Raw genomic sequence first — 15,047 nt, 5'->3', positions numbered from 1 at the left:
GGACCGCTACTCCGGGAAATCCCCGGCCATCGCCGCGGCGATCCGCAGGTACGGAGCCGCCTCGGCGGCCCTGCCCTGGCGCTCCAGGGTCCGCCCGAGCATCAGCTGCGCGTAGTCCTCCACCGGCCAGCGGTCCAGGATGGCGCGGAGCTCGTGCTCGGCCTTGGAGAGCTGGGCGGAGTGGTAGTAGGCGCGGGCCAGCAGCAGCCGCGGAGCCAGCAGCTCGGGGGCCTCGGCCGCCACGCAGTGCAGGACGCGGGCGGCGTTCGCGTACTCCTTCGCCTCGAAGAAGAGCCGGCCGCGGTCCCAGCGCTCGGCGTCGGTCCCGTGCTCCAGGTAGCCCTGCTGTGCGTCGATCGCGCCCATCACGTCCATCGCGTCCTCTGCCCTCCGTCTTTCTTTCCTTCGCGTCGTTCCGTCCGGCTGCTGCAACACGGGGATCCGTACGCACATTCCCCTGACTGCGGCGGCTGCGCCGGGACTAAGTTGTGCGGTATGAGCAATCTCGATCGCCAGCCCGCTCTCTCCACCTGCGGCGGCCGCGGGTTCGTCGTCGCCGAGCCCGTGCGCGAACTCCTGAGCCCGCGCACCGTCACACTCGGCGAGTCCACCGAAGTCCGCCGGCTCCTCCCGAACCTGGGCCGCCGCATGGTCGGCGCCTGGTGCTTCGTCGACCACTACGGTCCCGACGACATCGCCGACGAGCCCGGCATGGCGGTGGCCCCGCACCCCCACTCAGGCCTCCAGACGGTCAGCTGGCTCCACGAGGGCGAAGTGCTGCACCGCGACAGCGTCGGCAGCCTGGCGACGATCCGCCCGCGCGAGCTCGGCCTGATGACCTCCGGCCGGGGCATCAGTCACTCGGAGGAGAGCCCGCGCCCGCACGCCCGCTTCCTGCACGGCGCGCAGCTGTGGGTGGCCCTCCCGGACGCGCACCGCGACGTGGACCCGCACTTCCAGCACCACGCGGACCTCCCGCAGGTCAGCGCCCCCGGCCTGACGGCGACGGTCATCCTGGGCACCCTGGACACGGCGACCTCGCCCGGAACCGCGTACAGCCCGATCGTCGGCGCGGACCTGGCCCTGGCGGCGGGCACGGAGACCCGGCTCCCGCTGAACCCGGACTTCGAGTACGCGGTCCTGTCGATGTCGGGCGAAGCCCACGTCGACGGCGTACCCCTCCTCCCGGGCGCCATGCTCTACCTCGGCTGCGGGCGCACGGACCTCCCCCTGCGCGCGATCTCGGACGCCGGCCTGATGCTGCTGGGCGGCGAGCCGTTCGAGGAGGAGATCGTGATGTTCTGGAACTGGATCGGACGCTCCCAAGAGGATATCGCACAGGCCCGCGAGGACTGGATGAACGGCAGTCGCTTCGGCGACGTGAAGGGCTACGACGGCCCTCCGATTCCTGCCCCGGAACTTCCCCCAACTCGCTTGAAGCCCAGGGGTAGAACGCGCTGAACAGCGCTGATGTCATCAAGGGCGCGGGCTGTACGTGGCGGCTCACATCGTTCCGCTTCCGAGGGCCCGGCGGGAGTCGACACGATCTCGGTAGTGGCTTTTTGATCTTGGCGTCGAGTCTCATGTGGATCAGGGTGTGGTCAGGTCTAGTCGAACGAATGCTGACACTTTGCTGACTCTACTGACGAGTAGTTAGATGTCTGGAGGGAGAGTCGGACGGTTCCTCGTGGCAGAGGCGCGTCACGCAGAGGTGCCGGTCACGAACCGTTCGACTGCCCCGGACAGGGCCGGTTCGACTCCCCCCTTCAGGGTCGAAGCCCGCAGTTCGCCCGCGGCGGAGGCCGGCCTACGAGGTTGTAGGCAGTCAACAAGGCGCCGTGCTGGAGCCGCCGCGGTCGCGCTGGCAGGGCCCCATGCCTGGCGGCGTGTTCAGCGGGTGCCCACGGGTGCGGTTTGGGGAGGTCCAGGTGTGGCCGTTGGCGGCAGCTCGGCCCACCGGCTGCCACGCCTATTCGTTGAACGGGCCAGGCCGTCCTTCAGGCGAGTGACTCGTCAGCAGGTTCTTCGTGTGCTGCTGGTACACGCGCCTCACCGCTCCTGATCAGGCAAAATAGAGGGATCCGTCGTCGATCGGGCGGGTGTCGGCCCGCAACTGGCCCGGATCTTGGTCGTGGGGGAGTGAGGGCGCGCTGTGGTTCCGCGCCAGGCCGCAGAGATTGTCGGAGGAGGGCCTTAGCGCCTGGGCTGTGCCGACGGAAGCAACGGCGTCTCCTTGAGCCCGGAGGCCTGAAGTTGCTCCGCGAGGAGGGGTGGGGGTGCGGCGACCACGGCCCTCCTGGTGGGTGGCGCGGCGGCCGGGTCCTGGCGCCGCTGCACCCGGTCACCGCGAGAGCCCGCCGGATTGCGGCCGCCTCCAAGAGGGGGCAAGGGTGGCGTGGCGATGAAGATTCGGACACGTACAGGCGTGGCTGCTTGTGGCGGGGTTACAGCGCCTCGGGCCAACACGGCGGGCTGAGCGCAGCGTGCCTCCCGGCATGGGTTGGGTCTACCCGATCGCGAGGCTGCGATGCTCGAGCAGGACGACGTCGCGCCAGCGGCCGTGGTGGTGGCCGATGCGTTCGCGGGTGCCGATGATGCGGAAGCCGGCGCGCTGGTGGAGGGCGAGGCTGGCGGTGTTCTCGGGGAAGATGCCGGACTGGATGGTCCAGATGCCGGCGGCTTCGGTGGAGGCAATCAGGGCGCCCAGGAGGGCGCGGGCGATTCCTTGGCCGCGGGCGTCCGGGTGGACGTACACCGAGTGCTCGACGACGCCGGCGTAGGCGCAGCGGTCAGAGACGGAGCTGACTGCGACCCAGCCGAGGGTCCTATTCCCGGCGTCGTCGGTGGCAACGTAGCGGTGCGAGGGGAGCTTGGCCGTGTTGAAGGAGTGCCAGTCCGGAGTCTCGGTCTCGAAGGTGGCGTTCCCCTCGTCGATGCCGGCCTGATAGATGGCCAGGACCTGTGCGCCATGTTCAGCGGCCATCGGGATGATCCTCATGACTGCCTCATGATCGCGTGTACGGCGGCGGGGAAGCGTTCCAGGCAGGCCGATTTGACCTCGTAGCGGGTGCTGGTGCCGTGCCGTTCGGCGAGGACGAAGCGGACCTCGGCCAGGGTCTTGAGGTGGTGGGAGACGGTCGACTGGCCGATAGGCAGGCGGTCGGTGATCTCGCCGACCGTCATGGAGTGCTGCTCGCCGGCGAGCAGGTGCAGCAGCCGTACGCGCATGGGGTCTGCCAGGGCCTTGAACCAGCTGGCGTAGGTGACCGCGTCTTCGTCGGTCAGAGGTGCTGTGGTCAACGGACTCCTTCCATCGATTATCGACGGTAGTCGATGGAAGGAGGGATGGGTAGGGCGCTGTTTCGATGAGCCTCTATGTTGACGTTTGTCGATGCTGGGTTCATTGTTGATCCCATAAGCCTCGAAGCAGTGGATAGGGAGCAGATCATGAGCAAGCAGTCCGATCTTCGCGAAGCAGTCCGTGTCGGCTATGCGGCGGCAGCGCTCCAGGTCGCTGGAGGTGGTACCGCCTGTTGCGGGTCCGGAAGCGTCGAGATCGACGAGAACTTCGGGTCGGGGCTGTACGCGGAGGCGGAACGCGAAGCCCTGCCGGCCGAGGCGGTGGCTGCATCGCTCGGCTGCGGGAACCCCCTCGCCGTCGCCGAGCTGCGGGAGGGCGAGCGAGTGCTCGACCTCGGGTCCGGCGGAGGTGTCGACGTACTGCTGTCGGCCCGGCGGGTCGGGGTGAGCGGCAAGGCGTACGGGCTGGACATGACCGAGGAGATGCTCGCGCTGGCCCTGGCGAACCAGAAGAAGGCGGGCGCCACCAACGTGGAGTTCCTCAAGGGCACCATCGAGGCGACCCCGCTGCCCGCCGGCACCATTGACGTGGTGATCTCCAACTGTGTGATCAATCTGTCCATCGACAAACCCGCCGTGTTCGCGGAGATGTACCGGGTCCTGACTCCCGGCGGCCGGATCGGCATCTCGGACGTCGTCGCCGACGATGAGCTGTCACCGTCCGAGCGGGCCGAGCGCGGGGACTACGTGGGCTGCATCGCCGGCGCGTTGACGTTCGCCGAGTACCGGCACGGTCTGGAGGAGGCGGGGTTCACCGACATCGAGATCACCCGAACCCACTCGGTTGCCGACGGCATGCACTCGGCGATCGTCCGCGCGGTGAAGCCGGCCCGTGCCGAGCTTGCAATCGTCACGACGGACGCCTCAGGCGGCGTGTCCTGCTGCGGCTGAGGCAAGGGCCCTCTGTCGCCACGGAGGCCTTCGCGAGGATGCCCGCCGCGACGCCGGGGGCGAGTCGGCGCGCTCGTCACGCTCCCGGGAGGGCAGCGGAGGGGCAGCCTGGCTACGCTTGGGGTGGGGCCGAGCTGAGGCGATCGGCGAGAGGGCGTACCGATGAGACGACGCCATCACTTCCACATCGAGCACGCCGGGCACCCCGTGAGCGCAACGGTCCAGACCGGTCACACCGTCGTGGTCGAGGTTCTCGTCGACGGTAAGGAGACCGGGCACGGCACGACCCGCGACGACCACCCTGTCGCCGTGCACGTGGAGCTGCCCACGGATCCGCCGGCCCAGGTGGCCGTACGCGCCACCCCGGGCCCCGGCATGCCGCGATGCATCCTGGAGGCCCCCGGGGCAGAAGACCAGGTCATGTCGCCGCGGTCGTACTGACAAAGCCCAGCCGGCTGGCCCAGGCCGCGAGCGGCGGCCTGGGCCCGTGCATATCAGGAGCGGGATTCCCTCCAGACCGAGACGACGGACGGGCGCGGGATGCTGCCCGGGCCGTCGGGCCAGTGGGAGGCGGGGTTCTCGGCGGTGGAGCCGTCGGCCTTGCCCGGGTGCTGGGCGGCGATGAGGATGCGGTCCTCGGTGATGATCGGGCCGCAGGTCTCCGCCGCCTTCGGGACGGTGAGGAACTGCTTGACGTGGCCGCGCTCGGGGCCCTTGACCGGGACGGCGAAGAGGCCGTCGTTGGAACCGAGGGCGCTGCCGTCGGTGGCGAGCCAGAGGTTGCCGTGCTCGTCGAAGGCGATGTTGTCCGGGCAGGAGATCGGGCTGACCTGCGACTTGTCGTAGCCCGCGAAGTAGGTGGACGGGTCGGCGGGGTCGCCGCAGACCAGCATGAGGCGCCACTGGAAGGTGCGGGCGGCGGCGTCGGAGCGGTGCTCGTCGAGCTCCAGGATGTGGCCGTGCTTGTTTCCCTTGCGGGGGTTGGCCTCGTCGACGCCGGGCTTGCCGGTGGCGCCGCGGTCCTTGTTGTTGGTCAGGGCGACGTACAGGCGGCCGGTCTGGGGATGGGGCTCGACGTCTTCGGGGCGGTCCATCTTGGTGGCGCCGCGTCGGTCACGCTCTTGAGGGCCATGATGTGGCCTCCTCTCGTGGTGGGGTGGAGTTACCGGGCGTCGGCGAGTGCTGCGAGGTAGCGCTCGGCGTCGAGGGCTGCCTGGCAGCCGCTGCCGGCCGCGGTGATCGCCTGGCGGTAGGTGTGGTCGACGACGTCGCCGGCGGCGAAGACCCCGGGGATGTTCGTCCGGGTGGAAGGGGACTGCACCTGCAGGTAGCCCTCGCCGTCCAGGTCGAGCTGGCCGGTGAAGAGCTCGCTGCGCGGGTCGTGGCCGATCGCGATGAACAGCCCGGTCACGTCGAGGTGGCGGAGCTCCTCGGTGAGGGTGTTGCGGACCGTGACCCCGGCGAGCTTGCCGTCCTTGTCATCCAGCTCGGTGATCTCGCTGTCGAAGAGGAAGGAGATCTTGTCGTCCGTGAACGCGCGGTTCTGCATGACCTGGGAGGCCCGCAGGGTGGAGCGCCGGTGGACGATGGTTACCGAGCGGGCGAAGCGGGTGAGGAAGGTGGCCTCCTCCATGGCGGTGTCGCCACCACCGACCACGACGATGTCGCGGTCGCGGAAGAAGAACCCGTCGCAGGTCGCGCACCAGGAGACGCCCCGGCCGGAGAGGTCCTCCTCCTTGGGCAGGCCCAGCTTGCGGTAGCCGGAGCCGGTCGCGATGATCACGGACTTGGCCCGGTGGACGGTGCCCTCGGAGTCGGTGACGGTCTTGATGGCGCCGGTCAGGTCGACGGAGACGATGTCGTCGTCGATCATCTCGGCGCCGAACCGCTCGGCCTGGGCCCGCATGTTCTCCATGAGGACCGGGCCGTCGACGCCCTCCCGGAAGCCGGGGAAGTTCTCGACCTCGGTCGTCGTCGTCAGCGAGCCGCCGACGAAGATCGCGCCGCCGAAGACGAGTGGCTGCAGGTTCGCGCGCGCAGTGTAGAGGGCGGCGGTGTATCCGGCGGGGCCGGAGCCGATGACGATGACGTTGCGTATCGCCGCGATGTCGGTGGGCTCGCTCATGCTGCAGGCTCCGGGGCGATCTCCGCGATCAGGCCCTCGATCAGCTTCTTGATCTCGTCACGGATCGGGCGGACGGACTCGACGCCCTGGCCGGCCGGGTCCTCGAGCTTCCAGTCCAGGTAGCGCTTGCCCGGGAAGACGGGGCAGGTGTCGCCGCAGCCCATGGTGATGCACACGTCGGAGGCCTTGACCGCGTCGATCGTGAGGATCTTGGGGGTCTCGGCGGACATGTCGATGCCGACCTCGCGCATGGCCTCGACCGCGGCGGGGTTGACCGAGTCGGCGGGGGCGGAACCGGCGGAGCGGACCTCGACGCGGTCCCCGGCCAGGTGGGTCAGCCAAGCGGCAGCCATCTGGGAGCGACCCGCGTTGTGAACGCACACGAACAGGACAGAAGGCTTGCCGGACTGCTCGGACATCAGAGATCTCTCTCGTCTCAAAGGGAAAAAGGGGCCACGAAAAGATCAGCACCCGGTGGTGTCAGCCACCACTGATGTGAGAGTATCAGTCCATGATGACGTCAGTCGACACTGAACTGATCCGAGTCCTGGCAGATCCCCTCAGGCTTCAGATCGTGACCCTGCTCTCCCGCGAGACGCTGTGTACCACGCACCTCGTGGAGGAGACCGGTGCCAAGCAGACCAACCTCTCGAACCACCTGAAGGTGCTGAGAGAGGCCGGGGTGGTGGAGACCGAGCCATGCGGGCGGTACATCTACTACCGTCTGCGCCCGGACGTCATCGCCCAGCTCGCCGGTCAGTTCGCCGACCTCGCTCAGACCGCGCGCGCAACCGTCGAAGCGAACGTCAAGCGGTCCTGCCCATAGTCCGCTTTGCCTCACCTGCCCGAGGAGAACCGTTGTCCGTCACCGAGCCCGTCGTCGCCCCCGCAGCGGCGTCCGGCATAGCCGCCGACGCGCCCCAGCCCGCCCCTGGTGCGACCCCGCCCCCCACTCCGCTGATCGCACGCGCCGCCGCCGAGCTCGTCGGCACCGCCGCGCTCGTGGCGGTGGTGGTCGGCTCCGGCATCCAGGCCACCGAGCTCAGCCAGGACGTCGGCCTGCAGCTGCTGGCGAACTCCCTGGCCACGGTGTTCGGCCTCGGCGTACTGATCGCCCTCCTCGGCCCGGTCTCCGGGGCGCACTTCAACCCGGCCGTGACGCTGGCCGAGTGGTGGACCGCCCGCCGCAGTGGCTCGGGCGTCACCGCCCGTGACTTGGCCGTGTATCTCCCGTCGCAGATCGTCGGCGCGATCGCGGGCGCGATCCTGGCCGATGCAATGTTCGGCGAGCCGTTGGTGAAGTGGTCCACCCACGACCGCTCCGCCGGGAACCTACTCCTCGGCGAGGTCGTCGCCACCGCCGGCCTGATCCTGCTGATCTTCGGCCTGGCCCGCACCGACCGCCTGCGCTTCGCCCCCGTCGCCGTCGCCTCGTACATCGGTGCCGCGTACTGGTTCACCTCCTCCACCTCGTTCGCCAACCCGGCCGTCACCATCGGCCGCGCCTTCACGGACACCTTCGCGGGCATCGCCCCCGCCTCGGTCCCGGCGTTCGTCGGCGTGCAGCTCGTGGGTGCGGTGGTGGGCCTGGCCCTGGTGGCGGTCATCTTCATGCGCGGCTCGAGTGACAGCGGACAGCCCTCCGCATGACGCAGTCCACGGATGTGGTGGTGATCGGCGGCGGCCAGTCCGGCCTCGCCGCCGGCTACCACCTGCGCCGCCTGGGCATCGAGCACGTCATCCTCGACGCCCAGGCGGCACCCGGCGGAGCCTGGCCGCACACCTGGGATTCCCTGCGCCTCTTCTCGCCGGCTGCTTACTCGTCGCTGCCCGGTCGCCTCATGCCGCCCCAGCCCGGCGAGGTCTACCCCGACGCGGAACACGTGGTCTCGTACCTCGCCGACTATGAGAAGCGGTACGAGCTTCCCGTCCAGCGCGGTGTGTGGGTCGATGCAGTCCACCGCGACGGCTCCTGCCTCGGCATCACGACCGACTGCGGCGACTGGCAAGCCCGCGCGGTCATCAGCGCCACCGGTACCTGGACCCGTCCTTTCCTACCCGCGATCCCGGGCCGCCGCGAATTCGCCGGCCGCCAGCTCCACACAGTGCAGTACCGGAGCCCCGTGGAGTTCGCGGGCCAGCGTGTGGTCGTGGTGGGCGGCGGGAACTCCGGTGCCCAGATCGCCGCCGACCTCGCCGCTACGGCCGACCTGACCTGGGTCACCCAGCGCCTGCCCCGCTTCCTTCCCGACGACATCGACGGTCGCGCCCTCTTCGACGCCGCCACCGCCCGCCGTCAGGCGCTCGATGCGGGCCGCACCGACACCGGTGGTGTCGCCTCGCTCGGCGACATCGTCGCCGTCCCGCCGGTACGGGCCGCCCGGGATGCCGGTCTTCTCGCCGCGAAGCCCATGTTCAGCCGCCTCACCGAGGATGGCGTCGCCTGGGCCGACGGGACGAGCACACAGGCCGACGCGATCATCTGGTGCACCGGCTTCCGCCCGGACCTGGCTCACTTCGCTTCCCTCCGCCTGCGCGGCACCCGCGGCCACATCGCCACGATCGGTACTCGAGCGGTGGACGAGCCGCGACTGCACCTGCTCGGTTACGGGGACTGGACCGGACCGGCCTCCGCGACCCTGATCGGTGTAGGCCGCCCGGCCCGCGAGGCCGCCCGCGACATCGCGGAACTGCTCCGGAGCTGACCTTCGCACGCGCCCGAAGGCCGTGCGGTCGGTATCGACCGCACGGCCTTCGGCCCCCACGCAGCCGACGCCGCGCGGACGGGCCGTGTCGGCTTGGTCAGCCTGTGTGTACTCCCGCGCACTGGAAGCAGTGCACGGTTCGGGCCGGCGTCTCGACAGGCGGCGCCAGGAGCGGCCGCCGTCGGACCTGGCGCTCGGTGACGCGGGCGTGGTTGGCACAGACGGCGGCACCGCAGTCACGGCAGACGCCGACGGCATGGCTCACCGTTCCTGCGGTGTGGCAGTCGAGGCAGTGCATCAGTGGGCCTTTCCAGGGGTGGCCAGTTCCCCAGTCGCGAACTTCTTCCGCCATGCCAGCGACACGTAGACCAGAGCGATCAGCACGGGGACCTCGATCAAGGGGCCGACGACTCCGGAGAGTGCCTGGCCGGAGGTGACGCCGAAGGTGGCGATGGCAACGGCGATGGCCAGCTCGAAGTTGTTCCCCGCAGCTGTGAAGGCGAGGGTCGTGGTGCGGTCGTACGGCAGGCCGATCACCTTGCCGAGGGCGAAGGTGCCGAACCACATCACGGCGAAGTACACGAGAAGTGGGAGCGCGATGTGGGCCACGTCCATGGGCTGCGAGGTGATGTTCTTGCCCTGGAGGGCGAAGAGGATGACGATCGTGAAGAGCAGGCCGTACAGGGCCCACGGGCCGATCCTCGGCAGGAACTTCGCCTCGTAGGTCTCACGGCCGAGCTTCTTCTCGCCGATGCGGCGGGTGAGGAAGCCGGCGACCAGCGGGACGCCGAGGAAGATCACGACGTTCAGCGCGATCTTCCACATGGAGATGTCGAGGTGCTCGCCTTCGCCCAGGCCGAGCCAGCCGGGCAGCAGGTCGAGGTAGAACCAGCCCAGGACGCCGAACGTGATCACCTGGAAGACCGAGTTCAAGGCCACGAGGACGGCTGCGGCTTCACGGTCGCCGCAGGCGAGGTCGTTCCAGATGATGACCATGGCGATGCAGCGGGCCAGGCCGACGATGATCAGGCCCGTGCGGTACTCGGGCAGGTCTGCCAGGAAGATCCAGGCCAGTGCGAACATGACGGCCGGTCCGACGATCCAGTTGATCACCAGCGAGGAGATCATCAGCTTGCGGTCGCCGGCGACGGAGTCGAGCTTGTCGTAACGGACCTTCGCGAGCGCCGGATACATCATGACCAGCAGCCCGACCGCGATGGGGAGCGAGACACCGCCGATCTCAACCCTCGCCAACACGTCGTTCAGGCCTGGGATCAGACGCCCCAGCCCGAGACCGAGTCCCATCGCGAGCAGGATCCACACCGCCAGGAAGCGGTCGAGGGTCGACAGCTTGCCGACGATCGAGGCGTCCTCGCCACTTGGTGGCCGGGAGGCGGTGCCGGGTTCTGTCGCGGTCATGAACAGGCTCTCTTTCGGTGCAATGCGTGGGAGTGAAGGGCGATGGCGCGGATGCGCCGGTGAGTGCGAGGCAGGGCCAGAGCAGCTTCCTGCGGCGTGGCCAACATTCGCGATCGCATCAGTGAACCCTGATGTCAGCTTATGCTGATGTTCTCGCATCATTTCACCCTGACTCCACTTATGGCTGACATCAGCCTCGAATGGCCCAACCTGGTCCGCGGCCCACGAGTGGCGGAGCCGTGCCTCTAGCGCGGTCGGCAGGGTGCGGGCTTGACTTTCAAGTCGACTTGAAGGTTTACGTTCGAGGTATGAACACCTTCCGGATATCCCAGCTGGCCGAACGCTCCGGCGTTCGCCCGTCGACACTGCGGTTCTACGAGACGGCCGGGCTTCTGCCGGCCGAGCGCACTGCGTCCGGCTATCGCCTCTACGACGAGGAGTCAGTGGAGCGTCTCGCCTTCATCTCCTCCGCCAAGCTGATGGGGCTGGCGCTCGAGGACATCCGCGATCTTCTTGATGTGCGGGACGACGGGGTATGCGCGTCGGTGCGGGCCCGGATGGTTCCGCTCGTCGCCGACCGGATCGCAGACGCGGACCGGCGTGCCGCCGAGATGGCGGCGTTCTCCACCTACCTGGCCTCAGTGCACGAACGGCTGGCCGGTCCGGCTCCAGCGGGTGCCTGCGGGCCGGAGTGCGGGTGCACCAGCGAGAGCGCGGCGCCGGGTCCTGTTCTGGTGGAGCTGTCGCCCAGCCGTCCGCACTCCACGGCACCTGCGGAGGCCGGCGAGTCGTGGCGGGAGGCACCGGTGGCCTGCACCTTGGGTGGCGACGAGCTGGGGGAGCGGACCGCAGAATGGCGCGCGTTGATCGACCAGGCCACCGGGCGCCAGGAGGTGCCGGACGGGGTACGCCTGACCTTCCCCGCTACTCCCGCGCTGGCCGCCGAGCTCGCTGCGCTGTCTGCAGCCGAGCAGGGCTGTTGCGCGTTCTTCGACTTCACCCTGCACTTCACCCCGACCACCCTCCAGCTGGATGTCCGCGCGCCCGAGAGCGCCGCCGGCATGCTGGCCGACCTGTTCGGAGCGACTGTATGAACGCCTCTACCTCTCCCCAGCCGTCCCGTCCGTGGGGCATGGTCGGCGCCGGCGCGGCCGCGGTGGCTGCCTGCGCGGTGTGCTGCGCGGGCCCGCTGCTGGCCCTGCTCGGCGGAATCGGAGCCGTATCCGCGCTGGGCGCCGTGTGGATTCCCGCCCTCGCGATCCTGGCAGTCGCCGCGCTGGTGGGCGTCGTGTGGGTGGTGCGCCGCCGCCGCACCGCGTCGTGCAAGACCGAGATCGGCGTGGTCGATCTGGGCATGCCCACACTCGCGCCGGCCGATGCCGAAACAGACCCGTTGCGGCACTGACCGGACCCAGCGGCCTCTTCCCTCTCCCCGTTCAACAGGACTCTCTGGGCTCGGTTGGCCGGTGCTTGTCCGCTCTACCTGGAGGTATCCGCACGTGCGCACTGCCCGTCCCCTGGCTCTCGCCGCTGTTGCTCTGTTCGCCCTGACTGCGTGCGGCACGAGCAGCACGACTGCGGACACGCCCGCCAAGTCCCTGTCCAGCCCTGCCGCGGACGCGCCGACTCCGGCCGAACCCGGACCGGCCGCGTCGGCCGTCACCAGCCCCTCGGCAGAGGTGCCCAAGAAGCTGCAGTTCGCCGCCGAGACCGTGGACGGCAAGCCGTTCGAGGGTTCCACGCTGGCGGGCAAGGACGCGGTGCTGTGGTTCTGGGCGCCCTGGTGCGGTGAGTGCCGCCGCGAGGCTCCGCACGTCGCTGCCGTCCAGGCCGCCACCAAGGACAAGGCCGTCTTCGTCGGCGTCGCGGGCTTGGGCGAGACTCCGGACATGCGCGCCTTCGTCAGGGACTACCAGGTGGGCGCCTTCACGCACATAGCCGACCTCGACGGCACGGTGTGGAAGCGGTTCGGCGTCGTCCAGCAGCCCGCCTACGCCTTCGTGGACGACTCCGGCAAGGTCGAGGTCGTGCGAGGTGAGCTGGGCGAGAAGGCCCTGGCCGCCAAGGTCGCCGAACTGACCGGCCCGTAAGAACCGGACGACCATGAACGAGACCCTTGCCTTCGCGCTCGCCGCGGGCGCCCTGGCTGCCGTGAACCCGTGCGGGTTCGCGATGCTGCCCGCCTACCTGACTCTGTTCATCGCCCAGTCCAGCACCGGCGGCACACCGTCGGCGCGCCTGGCCGCGCTCGGCCGGGCCCTGGCCGCCACCGCCGCCATGACCGCAGGCTTCCTCGCCGTCTTCGGGATCTTCGGCCTGGCCCTGGCCCCGATCGCCTCCACCGTGCAGCGATGGCTGCCCACCGTCACCATCGTCATCGGCGCCGCCCTGCTGCTCCTCGGAATCTTCATGCTCACCGGACGCAACGTCCTGCTGCGCACCCCCAAACTCCAGGCCACGAAGAACCCCGTGGCCGGACTCGGATCGATGGCCCTGTACGGCGTCTCCTACGCCATCGCCTCGCTGGGCTGCACCATCGGCCCGTTCCTGGTGGTCACCACCACCACCTTCAAAGCAGGCGACATCACCACCGGCATCGCCGCATACGCCGCCTACGCCGCCGGAATGGGCCTGGTCGTCGGCGTCCTCGCGGTCGCCGCCGCCCTCGCCCAGCAGTCCGCCGCCCGTCTGCTGCGCACCGTGCTGCCGCACATCACCCGCATCGGTGGCGGCCTCCTCGTCCTCGTCGGCGCCTACATCGCCTGGTACGGCGTCTACGAACTGCGCCTGTACGCGGGCGCAAGCCCCGACGACCCGATCGTCACCGCGGCCTCCGGCATCCAGAACACCCTCGCCGGATGGGTCGACCACCTCGGCCCCGCCCCCTTCGCCCTGACCCTGCTCGCCCTGGCCGCGCTCGCGGGCGGAGCCGCCCTGCTCGCCCGCCACCGCTCCCACAATCGCACCCGGTCCAGGCCGACCGAGGACACCGGGCCCGGCCCCCAGGCCGCCTCCTGAGGGCCACCGCCGCCAGGACCATCCCCCGCACAGCCCGGCGGGCCTGTGGCCTGCGACAATGAGCCCGAATTCAGGCTGCCAGCCTACGAACAGCAGCACAGCACCACGAGGAGTCGTCACATGTCGCAGCAGGGCCCGCAGGGTCTGGTGGAGCGGATGGAACACCACCAGATCGCGGTGTACCTCGGTGCGATGGCGGCGGGCGCCCTGGTGGGCTGGGCGGCCCCGTCCGCCGGGCCCGGCCTGGAGCACGCCATCAACCCGGTGCTCGGCGCGCTGCTGTTCGTCACCTTCCTCCAGGTCCCGGCGGCCGAACTGGTCCGCTCCCTGCGCGACGGCCGGTTCCTGTCCGCCGCCCTGGTGGTGGACTTCGTGGTGGTGCCTCTCGTGGTCGCCGCGATGTTCACCTTCCTGCCCGCCGACCAGGCCGTACGGATCGGTGTCCTGCTGGTCCTGCTGTGCCCGTGCGTGGACTACGTGATCGTCTTCTCCGGGCTGGCCGGAGGCTCCAGCCGCCGCCTGCTCGCCGCCACCCCGCTGCTGCTGGTCGCGCAGATGCTCCTGCTGCCCTTGTTCCTGTACCTGTTCATGGGCTCGGAGCTGGCCGACATCGTCGAGGTCGGCCCGTTCGTCGAGGCGTTCCTGATCCTGATCGTGATCCCGCTGGCACTGGCCTGGGCGCTCCAGGCGTGGGCGGCCCGCCGGCCCGCCGGGCAGAAGGTCTCCGACGCCGCGACCACCACGATGGTCCCGCTGATGGCCGCCACCCTGTTCGTCGTGGTCGCCTCCCAGGTCCCCAAGCTCGGCGACAGCCTCACCGACGTCGCCGCCGTGGTCCCCTTCTACGTCGCCTTCCTGATCGTCATGGCGTTCGCCGGCAAGGCAGTCGCCCGCCTCTTCCGGCTCGAAGCCCCGGCCGGCCGGGCGATCGTCTTCACCGGCGCGACCCGCAACTCCCTTGTCGTCCTGCCCCTTGCTCTCGCCCTGCCGGACGATCTGGCCGTCGCCGCGGTCATCGTGGTCACCCAGACCCTCGTCGAGGTCATCGGCATGGTCGCCTACGTACGCCTCGTTCCCCGCTTCGTTCCGGAGCCGGACCGGAGGCCCGCGGTCACGGCCGGCTGAGGATGGTGCAGATCTCGCCCTCGGAACACGAGTCGGGATCGGTCACCGCGGCCCGCCGGGCCAGTTCCCGTAGCTCTGTACGTGCCTCGCGCAGCTCGGCCATCCGCCGGTCGATCTCCGCCAAGTGCTCGTCGATGAGCGCGCCGACCCGGGCACAGGGTGCCTGCCCGCTGTCGCGAAGGGCCAGGACGGATCGGATCTCGGCGAGGGTCAGCCCGGCCGCCTGGGCGTCACGGATGAAGCCGAGGCGGGCGACGGCGGGCTGCGGATAGTCGCGGTAGCCGCCCGAGGTGCGCGGGGGCGCGGGTAGCAGCCCGGCCTGCTCGTAGAACCTGATGGTCTTGGTGGTCAGCCGGGCCGCCGCTGCCAGCTCGCCGATGCGCATACCTCCACGCTAACGCCTT

Annotated in this window: 19 protein-coding genes and 1 pseudogene; 11 read left to right on the top strand and 9 right to left on the bottom strand. The window is 69.7% G+C overall.

What is annotated here, in order from left to right; all coding sequences use genetic code 11:
* Positions 1-6: 6 nt before the first annotated feature.
* The gene (locus ACE1OC_RS05300; RefSeq protein ID WP_407835960.1) at positions 7-375 is read right to left on the bottom strand and encodes a tetratricopeptide repeat protein; all 369 of its coding nucleotides are present in this window, start codon (positions 373-375) and stop codon (positions 7-9) included.
* Positions 376-495: 120 nt separating this feature from the next.
* Between ACE1OC_RS05300 and ACE1OC_RS05295 the strand changes: the two genes are divergently transcribed.
* Positions 496-1,461, top strand: coding sequence for a pirin family protein (locus tag ACE1OC_RS05295; protein ID WP_407835959.1), 966 nt, complete (start codon positions 496-498; stop codon positions 1,459-1,461).
* Positions 1,462-2,506: 1,045 nt separating this feature from the next.
* Here the strand turns inward: ACE1OC_RS05295 and ACE1OC_RS05290 are convergent.
* Positions 2,507-2,983, bottom strand: coding sequence for a GNAT family N-acetyltransferase (locus tag ACE1OC_RS05290; protein ID WP_407835958.1), 477 nt, complete (start codon positions 2,981-2,983; stop codon positions 2,507-2,509).
* Between the two features lie 11 nt (positions 2,984-2,994).
* Positions 2,995-3,300 (bottom strand): ArsR/SmtB family transcription factor, encoded by a 306-nt coding sequence (locus ACE1OC_RS05285; RefSeq protein ID WP_407835957.1) that lies wholly within the window; start codon positions 3,298-3,300, stop codon positions 2,995-2,997.
* A gap of 147 nt (positions 3,301-3,447) precedes the next feature.
* On the opposite strand from ACE1OC_RS05285, the gene arsM reads away from it, so the two are divergent.
* A complete protein-coding gene (gene arsM / locus ACE1OC_RS05280; RefSeq protein WP_407835956.1) occupies positions 3,448-4,251 on the top strand; it encodes an arsenite methyltransferase in 804 nt (267 codons plus the stop codon).
* Between the two features lie 162 nt (positions 4,252-4,413).
* Positions 4,414-4,692: a hypothetical protein gene (locus ACE1OC_RS05275; protein ID WP_407835955.1), complete on the top strand. Its 279-nt coding sequence runs from the start codon at positions 4,414-4,416 to the stop codon at positions 4,690-4,692.
* Between the two features lie 53 nt (positions 4,693-4,745).
* Here ACE1OC_RS05275 and ACE1OC_RS05270 read toward each other — a convergent pair.
* The 3 genes and pseudogenes from ACE1OC_RS05270 to ACE1OC_RS05260 all read right to left on the bottom strand — a co-directional run.
* Positions 4,746-5,366 (bottom strand): annotated as a pseudogene (locus ACE1OC_RS05270) (PhoX family protein); the annotation flags it as partial.
* A 47-nt stretch (positions 5,367-5,413) separates the two neighbouring features.
* Positions 5,414-6,376, bottom strand: a complete 963-nt coding sequence (gene trxB / locus ACE1OC_RS05265; protein WP_407835954.1) for a thioredoxin-disulfide reductase — start codon at positions 6,374-6,376, stop codon at positions 5,414-5,416.
* A complete protein-coding gene (locus tag ACE1OC_RS05260) occupies positions 6,373-6,795 on the bottom strand; it encodes an arsenate reductase ArsC (RefSeq protein ID WP_407835953.1) in 423 nt (140 codons plus the stop codon). Before ACE1OC_RS05260 ends, trxB begins: the two co-directional genes overlap by 4 nt.
* Positions 6,796-6,887: 92 nt before the next feature.
* Here ACE1OC_RS05260 and ACE1OC_RS05255 point away from each other — a divergent pair, with 92 nt between their 5' ends.
* The 3 genes from ACE1OC_RS05255 to ACE1OC_RS05245 are packed head-to-tail and all read left to right on the top strand — an operon-like array spanning position 6,888 to position 9,081.
* Positions 6,888-7,202 (top strand): ArsR/SmtB family transcription factor, encoded by a 315-nt coding sequence (locus ACE1OC_RS05255; protein ID WP_407835952.1) that lies wholly within the window; start codon positions 6,888-6,890, stop codon positions 7,200-7,202.
* Positions 7,203-7,234: 32 nt separating this feature from the next.
* On the top strand, positions 7,235-8,026 hold the full coding sequence (locus tag ACE1OC_RS05250; RefSeq protein WP_407835951.1) for an aquaporin: 792 nt from the start codon (positions 7,235-7,237) through the stop codon (positions 8,024-8,026).
* Positions 8,023-9,081, top strand: a complete 1,059-nt coding sequence (locus tag ACE1OC_RS05245; RefSeq protein ID WP_407835950.1) for an ArsO family NAD(P)H-dependent flavin-containing monooxygenase — start codon at positions 8,023-8,025, stop codon at positions 9,079-9,081. Before ACE1OC_RS05250 ends, ACE1OC_RS05245 begins: the two co-directional genes overlap by 4 nt.
* Positions 9,082-9,178: 97 nt before the next feature.
* Here ACE1OC_RS05245 and ACE1OC_RS05240 read toward each other — a convergent pair whose 3' ends face one another.
* Positions 9,179-9,379, bottom strand: coding sequence for a DUF2180 family protein (locus ACE1OC_RS05240; RefSeq protein ID WP_407835949.1), 201 nt, complete (start codon positions 9,377-9,379; stop codon positions 9,179-9,181).
* Positions 9,379-10,500 carry an ACR3 family arsenite efflux transporter gene (gene arsB / locus ACE1OC_RS05235; RefSeq protein ID WP_407835948.1) on the bottom strand — a complete coding sequence of 374 codons (1,122 nt, stop codon included), beginning with the start codon at positions 10,498-10,500 and terminating at the stop codon, positions 9,379-9,381. Before arsB ends, ACE1OC_RS05240 begins: the two co-directional genes overlap by 1 nt.
* Before the next feature lie 308 nt (positions 10,501-10,808).
* On the opposite strand from arsB, the gene ACE1OC_RS05230 reads away from it, so the two are divergent.
* The 5 genes from ACE1OC_RS05230 (at position 10,809) to ACE1OC_RS05210 (ending at position 14,643) form a co-directional block, all read left to right on the top strand.
* Positions 10,809-11,594, top strand: a complete 786-nt coding sequence (locus tag ACE1OC_RS05230; protein WP_407835947.1) for a heavy metal-responsive transcriptional regulator — start codon at positions 10,809-10,811, stop codon at positions 11,592-11,594.
* Positions 11,591-11,905: a hypothetical protein gene (locus ACE1OC_RS05225; protein ID WP_407835946.1), complete on the top strand. Its 315-nt coding sequence runs from the start codon at positions 11,591-11,593 to the stop codon at positions 11,903-11,905. Before ACE1OC_RS05230 ends, ACE1OC_RS05225 begins: the two co-directional genes overlap by 4 nt.
* Before the next feature lie 94 nt (positions 11,906-11,999).
* Positions 12,000-12,590, top strand: a complete 591-nt coding sequence (locus ACE1OC_RS05220; protein WP_407835945.1) for a redoxin domain-containing protein — start codon at positions 12,000-12,002, stop codon at positions 12,588-12,590.
* A gap of 13 nt (positions 12,591-12,603) precedes the next feature.
* The gene (locus ACE1OC_RS05215) at positions 12,604-13,518 is read left to right on the top strand and encodes a cytochrome c biogenesis CcdA family protein (protein ID WP_407835944.1); all 915 of its coding nucleotides are present in this window, start codon (positions 12,604-12,606) and stop codon (positions 13,516-13,518) included.
* 120 nt (positions 13,519-13,638) lie between these two features.
* Positions 13,639-14,643, top strand: a complete 1,005-nt coding sequence (locus tag ACE1OC_RS05210) for an arsenic resistance protein (protein WP_407835943.1) — start codon at positions 13,639-13,641, stop codon at positions 14,641-14,643.
* Here ACE1OC_RS05210 and ACE1OC_RS05205 read toward each other — a convergent pair.
* Positions 14,630-15,028, bottom strand: a complete 399-nt coding sequence (locus tag ACE1OC_RS05205; RefSeq protein WP_266494258.1) for a heavy metal-responsive transcriptional regulator — start codon at positions 15,026-15,028, stop codon at positions 14,630-14,632. The genes ACE1OC_RS05210 and ACE1OC_RS05205 overlap by 14 nt on opposite strands.
* Positions 15,029-15,047 lie beyond the last annotated feature (19 nt).

Source organism: Streptomyces stoeckheimensis (assembly GCF_045822005.1).
Classification (GTDB): domain Bacteria; phylum Actinomycetota; class Actinomycetes; order Streptomycetales; family Streptomycetaceae; genus Streptomyces; species Streptomyces stoeckheimensis.
Note: the sequence above shows the minus strand (reverse complement) of the source record. Positions and strands in the feature narration are given on the sequence as shown.